We start from the raw sequence: 12,188 nt of genomic DNA, 5'->3' as shown, positions 1-12,188 counted from the left end.
GCCGACCTGCGGTCGAACTGCATCGCTCTTGCACCCCTCGTCGGTTGCCGGTCCGCGCACGCACCGTCAATACGCGCAAGCGTACGGCGGTGCGACGAAAGAATCGTGTTTTGACGAAGACGCGCGCCGTGCAAAACGGCGCGTGAGTGCAGTAAATCTTGGGAACAACAACGATGCAAGAAACGGGTTGCTGAAGACGAGCTCCAGCGGTCCCGGCCACCCTGTGAGAAGGGTTTAGCAGGACCAGCGTCGCCAGGGCCAGGCCCCCCGGTCGATCACGCTCAGACTCCGTTTCTTGTTCAGGAACATGCGTTTGAATGCAGTGTGGAAGTTGGCAATGCGCTGAAGGGTTTCAGCCAGCCAGTGAGGGCGTCGCCTTGGGCACGATGGCCCGGGCAGCGCCCAGAATTGAGCCGACTATACCATCGGTGTCAATCGTTTGTATAGATTCGCCATGGTTGTAGCCGTACGGCACCGTGAGCGACCGGCAGCCCGCTGCGCGCGCCGCCTGGGCGTCGTTGCCCGAGTCGCCGACGAGCACCGCCTGTGCCGGTGCCACCCCGAACGCTTCGCACGCTTTCACGAGCGGCATCGGGTCGGGCTTGCGCTTGGGCCACGAATCGCCGCCGTAGACGAGATCGAATTGGTCGAGCAGACCGTAGTGCTCGAGCAGGCCGATGGCGAAGCGATGCTGCTTGTTGGTGATGCAGGCCACCGGCAACCCGGCGGCGCGCAATGCGGCCAGACCCTCGCGTACTTCCGGGTAGAGGGCCGTGTTCTCGCCGTTGATCGACGTGTAGACGGCTTCGTACGTGTCTTGGGCGCGGCTGAAGTGAGCGTCGATCTCGGGCTCGGAGAAGCGCTCGGCGAGCGTCTTGCGCACCAGATTGGCCGTGCCCTTGCCCACGAACGTCATCAGGCGCTCGGCCGGCACGGGGGCAGCCCCCAAGTCGGCCAGCATGGCGTTCAGTGCAACGCCGAAGTCGCCGGCGGTGTCGACGAGGGTGCCGTCGAGGTCGATCAGCACCGCGCGGATGCCGTCCAGATGAATATCGTTCGGGGGCAGGGACATGGTGTCGGCCTTACTTCGTGGCGGGGTTGGCGTTCGCAGCGTTCGCCACACTGGCCAGCTCTGCGCGCATCTGGTCGATTACCGCCTTGTAGTCGGGTTTGCCGAAAATGGCCGAACCGGCCACGAACGTGTCGGCACCGGCCGCAGCGATCTCGGCAATGTTGTCGACCTTCACGCCGCCGTCGATTTCCAGACGGATTTCACGGCCGGTCTCGGCGGTGTAGGCGTCGATACGGGCACGCACCGCGCGCAGCTTGTTGAGCGCTTCGGGAATGAACGACTGGCCACCGAAGCCCGGGTTGACCGACATGATGAGGATCATGTCGAGGCGGTCCATCACATGATCGAGGTAGTTCAGCGGCGTGCCCGGGTTGAACACGAGGCCGGCCTTGCAGCCGTTGTCGCGAATCAGGCCCAGCGTGCGGTCGATGTGTTCCGAGGCTTCCGGGTGGAACGTGATCAGATTGGCACCGGCCTTGGCGAAGTCCGGCACGATGCGGTCAACCGGGCGTACCATCAGGTGCACGTCGATGGGCACGTCCACGTGGGGGCGGATCGCTTCGCAGACCAGCGGGCCGATGGTCAGGTTGGGAACGTAATGGTTGTCCATCACGTCGAAGTGAATCCAGTCGGCACCGGCGGCCACGACGTTACGGACTTCTTCGCCCAGCCGGGCAAAGTCGGCGGACAGGATGCTGGGGGCGATGCAGAATTGCGTCATGGCGTGAGGGGGCTGGAGCGTCAAAAGCGCTATTTTAAAGCTTTCGCCTGACGCCTGTCTGAAAGCCGGTTGCCCCGTGCGACGACTTGCCGCAGAATGCCTTGCAAATCAATACGACACGCGCTGGACGCGCGGCAGGTGCCCGAATCGAGGGTATCGGCGCCGCCAGCGTGACCAGACAGACCCAAATACCGCACGTATGCGCAATAGGAACACCCGATGAGCCAGTATGAATTTACCGTCACGGTGCGCCCGCAATACTTGCCCGAGCAGTCGGAACCGGATCGGCGGCAATTTGCCTTTGCCTACACGATCACGATTCGCAACAGCGGGGAAGTGCCTGCGCAATTGATCTCGCGCCATTGGGTCATCACCGACGGCGACAACAAGGTGCAGGAAGTCAATGGCCTGGGCGTGGTCGGGCATCAACCGTTCCTGCAACCGGGCGAACAGTTCGAATACACGAGCTGGGCCATGGTCGGCACGCCGGTCGGGACCATGCGCGGCGAGTATTTCTGCGTGGCCGAGGACGGCACGCGCTTTGAAGCGCCAATCGCCGAATTTGCGCTCACCATGCCGCGCACCCTGCATTGAGGGTGAGGGGCGGCATGAGCGAGGCGGGGAACGCAGGGAAGGCGGAGCAGGAAGTTCAGCGGCGGTCGTCGGACCAGTCTTCGCGTTTGAGCGGGTCGTCCAGCGGCTTGGTCGACGTGCGCTCCGCCGGGTCACCGGCATCGATGCCGTCGACCGTATCGCTCGGCATCGGTCTGATCGGACGCGCCGGCGCTTCCCGCATCTGGCGCACCCGGCGCATGGGCGAGGGCCTGCGGCGCATCACAACAATTGCGGCGACGATCACGATCGCCAGCAAGACTTCCGGCAAGACCAGCAAGGCCGGATATTCATCGAACAAATTACCCATGATGCTTTCCCTGAATGTGTTCGGGCGGTGGCGTGCCGGCCGGGGCCTGGCGCTCGCCGCGTTTGCCGCATTGCTGTACGGATGTTCGAGTGTGCCGCCGAAGGACGCCTATCGTCCAGGCACACCGCCGTCGAACGTGCCTTCGCCACCGACGGGGGCTGGCCGCATGCAGGCCGTGTCGTGGTCGCAAGTCGACGGCTGGCAGGACGATTCGCTGATCGGCGCACGGCTTGCGCTTGCGCAAACCTGCGTCAAGCTGGGCCGGCAGAGTACTTGGCAGCCGGCCTGCCGCGCGTCCGAACGTCTCGACGATCTGGACCCGGCTTCGGTACGCCAGTTCTTCGAGCAATACTTTACGCCGTTTCGCATCGCAAACTCCGACGGCACGCAATCGGGCCTGATCACCGGCTATTACGAACCGCTGCTGCATGGCTCGCGCGTGCGCACCGGTATCTACCAGACGCCGCTCTACCGCTGGCCGGCCGGACGCAAGGTGGGCTCGCTGCCCGCGCGCGCTGAACTTAACCGCAGCGGTATCCTGCGCGGCAACGAACTGGTCTATGTGGACGACCCCATCGAAGCGTTCTTCCTGCAAGTACAGGGCTCCGGTCAGGTGCTGCTCGACGACGGCACCGTGATGCGCGTGGGTTACGGCGGCAACAACGATCAGCCGTACAAGTCGATCGGCCGCTGGCTCATCGATCGTGGCGAGATCACCGCCGCACAGGCGACCATGCAGGGCATTCGTGCCTGGGCGCGCGCCAATCCGTCGCGTGTCGATGCGCTGCTCGACGTGAACCCGCGCTTCGTGTTCTTCCGCGAAATGCCGAATCACGGCGTGGGCGGTATCGAAGGGCCTGTCGGTGCCTTGGGCGTGCCGCTGACCGCCGAGCGCTCGATTGCCGTCGACCCCGCGTCGATTCCGCTCGGCAGCCCGGTGTTTCTCTCGACCACCCGTCCGCCGTTCGGGCCGCAGGCCAACGCGCCGATCAACCGCCTGATGTTCGCGCAGGATACCGGCAGCGCCATCAAGGGCGGCGTGCGCGCCGACTTCTTCTGGGGGCTGGGTGACGACGCCGGCGATCTGGCGGGCCGCATGCGCCAGAGTGGCCGCATGTGGGTGTTTCTGCCGAATCAATGAAAGACGCCCGATGAAAAAAAGCCCGCGAGTTTCGCGGGCTTTTTTCTTAGTAACGACTGGCGAGGAATGCGTCGCTCAACGCGGACGCTTATCCACCACCCGGCGTGCCTTGCCGACCGAGCGCTCGATGCCGCCCACCGGACGCACGCGCACCGCGCACGACACGCCGATCAGCGTCTTGATGTCGCGCTTGAGCTCGCTGCCTGCCGACTTCAGTGCCGCATCGTCATGGCAGCCCACGGCGGCTTCGACGTCCACTTCCATCGTGTCCATCGGGCCTTCCTTGTCCAGCACGATCTGATAGTGCGGCGAGAGCACCGGCTGGCGCAGCAGCAACTCTTCGATCTGCGACGGGAAGACGTTCACGCCACGGATGATCATCATGTCGTCCGAGCGGCCGGTGATCTTTTCCATGCGGCGCATCGTGCGTGCCGTACCCGGCAGCAGACGCGTCAGGTCGCGCGTGCGGTAACGGATGATCGGCAGCGCTTCCTTCGTGAGCGACGTGAACACCAGTTCGCCGAATTCGCCATCGGGCACCACTTCGCCGGTTTCCGGATCGATGATTTCGGGGAAGAAATGATCTTCCCAGATCGTCGGGCCGTCCTTGGTTTCCGCGCATTCGCACGCCACACCCGGGCCCATCACTTCCGACAAGCCGTAGATGTCGACCGCGTCGATGCCCATGCGCTTCTCGATCGCCAGACGCATGTCGTTGGTCCACGGCTCGGCGCCGAAGATACCGATGCGCAGCGACGACTCGGAGGCCGCCATGCCCTGACGCTCAAGCTCGTCGGCAATCGCGAGCATGTAGCTCGGCGTGACCATGATGATGTCGGGCTTGAAGTCCTGAATCAGCTGCACCTGCTTCTCGGTCTGGCCGCCGCCGAACGGAATCACCGTCAGGCCGGCACGCTCGGCACCGTAGTGGGCACCGAGACCGCCCGTGAACAGGCCGTAGCCGTAGCTCACGTGCACCTTGTCGCCGCGACGTGCGCCCGAGGCGCGAATCGAGCGCGCCACCAGATCGGCCCACGTGCTGATGTCGTTGGCCGTGTAACCGACCACCGTCGGCTTGCCCGTCGTGCCCGACGAGGCGTGAATGCGCGAGACCTGTTCCATCGGCACGGCAAACATGCCGAACGGATAGCTGTCGCGCAGATCCTTCTTGGTCGTGAACGGGAACTTGGCCAGATCGGCCAGCGTGTTCAGATCATCCGGATGGACGCCGGCCTCGTCGAACTTGCGCCGGTACACCGGCGAGTTCTCATAGGCATGCCGCAGCGTGGTCTTCAGGCGTTGGAGCTGAAGGGCGCGCAGTTCGTCGAGGCTCGCTTTCTCGATCGGATCGAGCGGCAAGGCGGTGGTCATGTCTGTCTCCTTGGGGCTTACGTCTTACACATACTGTTGGTTTTGCTCGCGAGCACGGGCTCGCGCACTGCCAGACGGCGTCAGATGACGCTGCCCTTGATCTGGGCGGATTTGCCTCGGAACATCGCCACCACTTCGCCGGCCGAGTTGGTCACGCGAATGTCGTAGATGCCGTGACGGCCCGACAGCAGTTGTTCCTGCGCTTCGGCCGTGAGCGTGTCACCGCCGGACACCGGCTTCAGGAATTCGATGCTGCAACCGGCCGCGACCGTGTTGATGTTGTAGCTGTTGCAGGCGAATGCGAAGGTCGAGTCGGCCAGCGTGAACATGAGGCCACCGTGGCAGATCGCGTGACCGTTGAGGAATTCGTCGCGCACGCGCATCGTCATGCGCGCGTAGCCCGGGCGCACTTCCTGCAACTCCATGCCGAGCCACTGGCTGGCGCGGTCGGTGCTGTACATCGCTTCGCCGGTGGCGCGGGCCAGGGCTTCGGGCGACAGGGTTTCCGGGGATGCGGCGTTTCCTGCGGGGGCGGTCAGGCTCATGGTGTCTCTCGTCTCGTCAGTCTTATTAAGTCTTCTTGTGGTCCGGTCTCTCGCGCGGCGCGTGTGGTTTTGGCGGTTCGTGTGCGTCGCTGCTTTTTCTTCGAATGCTATTTCGGTGCTGAAAAATTAACGGCCTTCGAACTTCGGCGCGCGCTTTTCGAGGAACGCGTTCACGCCTTCGGCATAGTCGTACGATGCGCCCAGCGCACGCTGGCCATCGCGCTCGAGATCGAGCTGCTGGTCGAGCGTGTTGGTGGCCGATGCGTAAAGCGCTTCCTTGATGGTGGCGAGCGCGCGCGTCGGTTGCGTCGCGAGATTCGTGGCGAGCTTGTTGGCTTCGGCCGTCAGCGCGTCGTCGTCGACACAGCGCCAGATCAGACCCCACTCGGCGGCTTGTTCGGCCGAGAGCTTGTCGCCGAGCATCGCCAACGCCATCGCCCGTGCCATGCCGATACGTTGCGGCAGGAACCACGTGCCGCCCGTGTCAGGCAGCAGGCCGATCTTCACGAACGCTTGCAGGAAATTCGCCGAACTGGCGGCGAGCACGATGTCGCAAGCCAGCGCCAGATTGGCGCCCGCGCCCGCAGCGATACCGTTCACGGCGGCAATCACCGGCATCGGCATCGCGCGCAGCTTGCGCACCAGCGGGTTGAAGTTCTCGTCGATCAGCGCGCCCAAATCGGTCGAGGCGCCCGGCGTGAAGTCGAGGTCCGCCAGATCCTGTCCCGCGCAGAAACCGCGTCCGGCGCCGGTCAGCACAATGGCGCGTGCGCCCTGTGCCTGTGCGGCGTCGAGGGCTTCGCGAAGTTCGGCGTGCATCTGCCGCGTGAAGCTGTTGAGCTTCTCCGGGCGGTTGAGCGTGATCGTGGCGACGTTGGCTTCCAGCGTCAGTTGAATCGTGGCAGTCATCGGGGGCTTCCTCCGGGTGTCTCGTGCAGGCGCGTGGTCAAGTCGTCAGTTGTTATGGCCACGCGCGCCAATGGACTCAAGTGCGATCAGACACGCTCAATGGCGATGGCGATGCCCTGACCCACGCCGATGCACATCGTGCACAGGGCGTAGCGGCCACCGGTGCGGTGCAGTTGATACATCGCGGTCGTCACCAGACGGGCGCCCGAAGCGCCGAGCGGATGGCCCAGTGCAATGGCGCCGCCGTTCGGGTTCACGCGGGCATCGTCGTCGGCAATGCCGAGTTGACGCAGCACCGCCAGCCCTTGGCTCGCGAACGCTTCGTTCAATTCGATCACGTCGAACTGGTCGAGCGTCATGCCGAGTTGCTTGAGCAGCTTGAGGGTCGCCGGCGCCGGGCCGATGCCCATGATGCGCGGTGCCACACCTGCCGTTGCCATCCCCAGCACGCGAGCGCGCGGCGTCAGGCCATGCAGCTTGGCGGCGCTTTCGCTGGCAAGCAGCAGGGCGCAGGCGCCGTCGTTCACGCCCGAGGCATTGCCGGCGGTCACGGTGCCGTCCGGGCGCACGACGCCCTTGAGCTTGGCCAGCGATTCGAGGCTGGTCGCGCGCGGATGCTCGTCGTGTTCGACGACGATCGGGTCACCCTTCTTCTGGGCGATCGAGACCGGCGTGATTTCCTGAGCCAGCGTGCCGTCGGCTTGCGCGCGAGCGGCCTTCTCTTGGCTGCGCAGGGCGAAAAGATCTTGATCGGCGCGGCTGATCTTGAAGTCGTCGGCGACGTTCTCGGCCGTCTCCGGCATCGAGTCCACACCGTATTGCGCCTTCATCAGCGGGTTGATGAAACGCCAGCCGATGGTCGTGTCGAAGATGGCGGCCTGGCGCGCAAAGGCGCTGTCGGCCTTGCCCATCACGAACGGGGCGCGGGTCATCGATTCGACGCCGCCGGCGATCATCAGACCGGCTTCGCCTGCCTTGATGGCGCGCGCGGCGCTGCCGATGGCATCCATGCCCGAGCCGCACAGACGGTTGAGCGTGGCGCCCGGCACGTCGATCGGCAACTCGGCCAGCAGGGCGGCCATGCGTGCGACGTTGCGGTTGTCTTCACCGGCCTGATTCGCGCAGCCGTAGATCACGTCATCGATCGCGCGCCAGTCCACGTTCGGATTGCGCGCCATGAGCGCCTTGAGGGGAATGGCGCCGAGGTTGTCGGCACGAACGTCCTTCAGGGCACCGCCGTAACGGCCGATGGGGGTGCGGATCGCGTCGCAGATAAAGGCTTCGGTCATGATGTCTCGTTCCTGTCTTGGAAGGCGGGGTTCGCGCAGTGTGGTGGCGTCGGGCGATGCGTGCCTCGGATGCCACCCGTACCACCGGTACCACCGTGCCGCGAGGAGTCACTATGGTAGTGACTTCCCGCTGCCGGTGCGCGCGTTCGCGCTCTATATATAAGGGTGCTGTGTCGCTCGGGTGTCGTCCGACCGCCTTAGGCAGCGCCCGCGTCGGACTTGGCCGGCACGTGGTGGCGGCTCTGCACGACACGGAAGCGATTGGCCACGAAGGCCGCGTCGGCGAGGCTGGCGTTGGCGGCCGGGTTGCCGCCCGTGCCGTGGTAGTCCGAGTACGCCGCCGACTGGTTCACGAACACGCCGCCGGTCAGATTCAGCGACAGGGCCACGCGGCCTTCGATGGCGGCGTCGAGTGCCTGCGCTTCCCCTTCCGCGGACGTCGTGTAAGCCGACAGCGTCAGTGCGCCATGTTCGGCGGCGATGCGGCCGGCCAGTTCGAAGGCTTGCTTGCCGCTGTCCACGGCGATCACGAAGGCGATCGGGCCGAACCATTCACGGGTGTAGACGGCTTCGTCGGCCACATCGAGCGCCACGATCAGCGGCGTGCGCACGCGGGCGTCGGCGAAGGCCGGGTGTTGCAGCGTCTGGCTGTCGAGCACGACGCGGCCGACCTTGCGGGCTTCGTCGATCCGGGCGAGCACACCTTCGTTCTGAATGGCGCCGAGCAGTTCGACGGCCTTGGCCGGGTCGCTGCACGTCTTTTGCACGCTGCCGGCAATGGCGGCGACAACGTCGTCGAACGACACCTTGCCTTCGGCCGTCTGGATGCCGTCACGCGGGATGTAGATGTTCTGCGGTGCCGTGCACATCTGGCCCGAGTACAGGGCGAGCGAGAAGCCGATGTTGCGTGCCACGCCCTTGAGGTCGTCTGCCGAGTCGATCACGATCTGGTTCACGCCAGCCTTCTCGGTGTAGACCTGCGCCTGACGGGCGTTGGTTTCGAGCCAGTCGCCGTTGGCCGTGCTGCCGGTGAAGTCGATCACGCGCACTTCGCCGCGCTTGGCCAGTTGCTGGACGATTTCGCCGTCGTTCGGGTTGGTCGCGGCGAGCGTGACCACATCCGGATCGAAGCCGGCTTCGGCGAGCACTTCACGGGCGATCTTCACGGTGATGGCGAGCGGCAGAATCGCGCCCGGGTGCGGCTTGACGATCACGGCGTTGCCGGTGGCGAGGCTGGCGAACAGGCCGGGGTAGCCGTTCCACGTCGGGAACGTGCAGCAGCCGAGCACCAGCGCGACGCCGCGCGGCACGACGGTGTAGCGCTTTTCCATCGCGAGCGGCGGGTTCTTGCCCTGCGGCTTTTCCCAGTAAGCGTCGGCGGGGATGCGGCGGAGTTCGTCCCAGGCGTAGGCCACGGCTTCGAGGCCGCGGTCTTGCGCGTGCGGGCCGCCGGCCTGGAACGCCATCATGAAGGCCTGGCCGGTCGTGTGCATCACGGCGTTGGCCATTTCGAAGCTGCGTGCGTTCAGGCGTTTGAGAATTTCGAGCGACACACCGACCCAGGCGTCCGGGGTGGCGGCGCGGTACGTCTTGTGCGCTTCGCTCACGCGGGCGAGCAGGGTGTCGATTTCGAAGCCGGGGTAGGTCGTGCCGAGCGCGAAGCCGAACGGCGAGGCTTCCTGACCGGCGCTGCCGGTGCTGCCGCGCTGTTCGAGCGGGAAGGCGGCGTTCAGATACTGCTTGAAGGCGGCTTCACCGTCGGCGGCGGCCGTCTCGCCATAGGCGCGCGGGCTCGGCATTTCGGTAAACGGACTCCAGTAACCACGCGTGGCGATGGCCTGAAGGGCGCGCTCAAGGGTCTCTTGGTGTTTGGCGAAGAGGGGATGGGTCATGGTGGCGGGTCTATCCGTATCGGAGTGCGGCTGGCGGGTTCGCTGTCTGCCCGCACCCCCTCGCGAGCGAGGACTTGCGGGCGGCGGAGACGGCATGCTGTCATTCGGTAGCGATCAACATTAATTGACCGACCGGTTGGTTTGTTAATATAGCATCAAATCTTTCGGGCGTGGCAGGTCATGACGCCGGGTTTTCCCCGAATTTTTCGGTGGTGCGAATGGGCGGCGGGGCGACGTCTGGCGGGCCGTTTGCATGGTGGAACGGGAGATGCGTGGGCAGGGGAACGATGGCATCATGCCTATCCACTACAGTCGACGCCCGGCCGGCCGCAATCCATGGTCTGCCGCCCGCGCCGCCGCGCTGCTGCGAACCGGCAGCGTGCCCATCGCCTTATGCCTTACGGCTGTTTCCGGTGACTGCGCCGACGCTACTGTAATAAGCGTCGCGCAGATGCCAGCCCCTGAATCACAAGACGAGACTTTGACTGGAGGAACAAGAGGATGACGACGTACGAGAACATTCTGGTGGAGACGCGTGGCCGCGTCGGTCTGATCACGCTGAACCGCCCGAAGGCCCTCAACGCGCTGAACGACGCGCTGATGGATGAACTGGGCGCCGCGCTGACGGCGTTCGACGCCGATGAGGCGATCGGCTGCATGGTGATCACGGGCAGCGAGAAGGCATTCGCGGCGGGCGCCGACATCGGCATGATGTCGAAGTACACCTTCGCCGATGTCTTCAAGGGCGACTACATCACGCGTAACTGGGAGACGGTGCGCCGCATCCGCAAGCCGGTGATCGCGGCGGTCTCGGGTTTTGCGCTGGGCGGCGGGTGTGAGTTGGCCATGATGTGCGATTTCATCATCGCTGCGGACAACGCCAAGTTCGGCCAGCCGGAAATCAAGCTCGGCGTGATCCCGGGCGCAGGCGGCACGCAGCGCCTGACGCGCGCGGTGTCGAAGGCGAAGGCCATGGATATGTGTCTGACGGCGCGCTTCATGGACGCCGCCGAAGCAGAACGTGCCGGGCTGGTGTCGCGCGTGGTGCCGGTCGCGACGCTGCTCGATGAAGCGCTGGGCGCGGCCAATACGATTTGCGAATACTCGCTGCCGGTGGTGATGGCAGCCAAGGAAGCGGTGAATCGCGCTTTCGAATCGACATTGGATGAAGGCGTGCAATTCGAGCGCCGTCTGTTCCATTCGCTGTTCGCGCTTGAAGATCAGAAGGAAGGCATGGCGGCGTTTGTTGAAAAACGTAAGCCGGTTTTCAAGCATCGCTGAAATTGAGTGAGAAACTGGGACGGCCTCCTTTTTGGAGGTCGTCGTATGTTAGGCTGCCGGTTTTTTCAGCAAGGACGAGACGATGTCGATGAAGCGACGTGCATTTGCGCTGGCCCTGGTAGTGTCTTCCGGGCTGTTGTTGGGTGCCTGCGGGAAGAAAGAAGAAACGGCTGCCGGCCGCTCGGTCGGGCCGGATGGCTCCCAGCCTGTCTACGTCGTGGGTTCGGACGCGGCCTATGCGCCGTTCGAATATGAGACCGACACCCGGCAGATTGCCGGCTTCGATATCGATGTGATGAAGGCCGTCGCCGACAAGGCGGGTATTGCGGTGCGTTTCATCAACACGCCGTTCGAGGGCATCTTCAATTCACTGGTGCAGGGCGATCGCGACATCCTGATCTCGGCGATCACGATTACCGATGAGCGCCGCAAGCAGATGGACTTCTCGACGCCTTATTTCGAAGCGTCGCAATTGATTGCCGTGCCGGCCAGCTCCAGCGTGAAGAGCTTTGACGATCTGAAGTCGCTCAAGGTGGGCGTGCAGACGGCCACGACGGGCGATGAAGTCGTGCAGAAGCTGATGGGCAAGAACAACCCGGCGGTGAAACGCTTCGAGGGCACGCCGCTCGCCATGAAGGAACTCGAGGCGGGCGGTGTCGATGCGGTGGTGGCCGATAACGGCGTCGTGGTGAACTTCATCGCGAACAATCCCAACGCCAGCCTGCGCACCGTGGCGGACAGCAACTTCCCGAAGGAGTATTACGGGATTGCCGTGCGCAAGGGCGATGCCGAGTTGCTCGCGAAGATCAATAAGGGGATCGAGGCGGTCAAGGCCGACGGTACGTACGACGCCATCTATCAGCGCTACTTCGGTAAGAAGTAACGGCTCAGGTGCATGGAATAAGGAAAAAGCCCCGTCGTGACGGGGCTTTTTCATGGCTTTTCAAATTATTTTCACAAAGTGCTTGCCAGCGTTCGGGGTTTTCACTAATATTCCGTCTCTCGCAACGACAGCGACGCAGCGAAAGCAGCGAAGCAGAAGGAA

12 protein-coding genes are annotated in these 12,188 nt (G+C 64.3%); 4 read left to right on the top strand and 8 right to left on the bottom strand.

Features of this window, described 5'->3' with window-relative positions; all coding sequences use genetic code 11:
• Positions 1 to 352 precede the first annotated feature (352 nt).
• The gene (locus CDV44_RS00060) at positions 353 to 1,072 is read right to left on the bottom strand and encodes a phosphoglycolate phosphatase (RefSeq protein ID WP_087686189.1); all 720 of its coding nucleotides are present in this window, start codon (positions 1,070 to 1,072) and stop codon (positions 353 to 355) included.
• A gap of 10 nt (positions 1,073 to 1,082) precedes the next feature.
• Positions 1,083 to 1,793: a ribulose-phosphate 3-epimerase gene (gene rpe, locus CDV44_RS00055; protein ID WP_087686188.1), complete on the bottom strand. Its 711-nt coding sequence runs from the start codon at positions 1,791 to 1,793 to the stop codon at positions 1,083 to 1,085.
• A gap of 219 nt (positions 1,794 to 2,012) precedes the next feature.
• Here rpe and apaG point away from each other — a divergent pair, with 219 nt between their 5' ends.
• The gene (gene apaG / locus CDV44_RS00050; RefSeq protein WP_058376217.1) at positions 2,013 to 2,387 is read left to right on the top strand and encodes a Co2+/Mg2+ efflux protein ApaG; all 375 of its coding nucleotides are present in this window, start codon (positions 2,013 to 2,015) and stop codon (positions 2,385 to 2,387) included.
• Positions 2,388 to 2,442: 55 nt separating this feature from the next.
• Here the strand turns inward: apaG and CDV44_RS27930 are convergent, their stop codons facing one another.
• Positions 2,443 to 2,715, bottom strand: coding sequence for a hypothetical protein (locus CDV44_RS27930; RefSeq protein WP_170935808.1), 273 nt, complete (start codon positions 2,713 to 2,715; stop codon positions 2,443 to 2,445).
• Here CDV44_RS27930 and CDV44_RS00045 point away from each other — a divergent pair.
• Positions 2,714 to 3,856 carry a murein transglycosylase A gene (locus CDV44_RS00045; RefSeq protein ID WP_249277345.1) on the top strand — a complete coding sequence of 381 codons (1,143 nt, stop codon included), beginning with the start codon at positions 2,714 to 2,716 and terminating at the stop codon, positions 3,854 to 3,856. The genes CDV44_RS27930 and CDV44_RS00045 overlap by 2 nt on opposite strands.
• Positions 3,857 to 3,931: 75 nt before the next feature.
• Here CDV44_RS00045 and paaK read toward each other — a convergent pair whose 3' ends face one another.
• The 5 genes from paaK to paaN form a co-directional block, all read right to left on the bottom strand.
• On the bottom strand, positions 3,932 to 5,227 hold the full coding sequence (gene paaK / locus CDV44_RS00040) for a phenylacetate--CoA ligase PaaK (protein WP_058376214.1): 1,296 nt from the start codon (positions 5,225 to 5,227) through the stop codon (positions 3,932 to 3,934).
• An 80-nt stretch (positions 5,228 to 5,307) separates the two neighbouring features.
• Complete coding sequence (paaI, locus tag CDV44_RS00035) at positions 5,308 to 5,772, bottom strand: hydroxyphenylacetyl-CoA thioesterase PaaI (protein ID WP_140413332.1); 465 nt, start codon at positions 5,770 to 5,772, stop codon at positions 5,308 to 5,310.
• Between the two features lie 126 nt (positions 5,773 to 5,898).
• Positions 5,899 to 6,681 (bottom strand): 2-(1,2-epoxy-1,2-dihydrophenyl)acetyl-CoA isomerase PaaG, encoded by a 783-nt coding sequence (paaG, locus tag CDV44_RS00030; protein ID WP_087686187.1) that lies wholly within the window; start codon positions 6,679 to 6,681, stop codon positions 5,899 to 5,901.
• An 86-nt stretch (positions 6,682 to 6,767) separates the two neighbouring features.
• A complete protein-coding gene (pcaF, locus tag CDV44_RS00025; RefSeq protein ID WP_087686186.1) occupies positions 6,768 to 7,970 on the bottom strand; it encodes a 3-oxoadipyl-CoA thiolase in 1,203 nt (400 codons plus the stop codon).
• A gap of 197 nt (positions 7,971 to 8,167) precedes the next feature.
• Positions 8,168 to 9,862, bottom strand: coding sequence for a phenylacetic acid degradation protein PaaN (paaN, locus tag CDV44_RS00020; RefSeq protein ID WP_087686185.1), 1,695 nt, complete (start codon positions 9,860 to 9,862; stop codon positions 8,168 to 8,170).
• A 501-nt stretch (positions 9,863 to 10,363) separates the two neighbouring features.
• Here paaN and CDV44_RS00015 point away from each other — a divergent pair.
• Together CDV44_RS00015 and CDV44_RS00010 are read left to right on the top strand one after the other, a co-directional pair.
• A complete protein-coding gene (locus CDV44_RS00015; RefSeq protein ID WP_058376209.1) occupies positions 10,364 to 11,143 on the top strand; it encodes an enoyl-CoA hydratase in 780 nt (259 codons plus the stop codon).
• A gap of 82 nt (positions 11,144 to 11,225) precedes the next feature.
• Positions 11,226 to 12,026, top strand: coding sequence for a basic amino acid ABC transporter substrate-binding protein (locus CDV44_RS00010; protein ID WP_087686184.1), 801 nt, complete (start codon positions 11,226 to 11,228; stop codon positions 12,024 to 12,026).
• The last annotated feature ends 162 nt before the right edge of the window (positions 12,027 to 12,188 follow it).

Source organism: Pandoraea sp. PE-S2R-1 (genome assembly GCF_002179865.1).
Taxonomy (GTDB): domain Bacteria; phylum Pseudomonadota; class Gammaproteobacteria; order Burkholderiales; family Burkholderiaceae; genus Pandoraea.
This window is presented reverse-complemented; position numbering and strand designations above follow the sequence as displayed.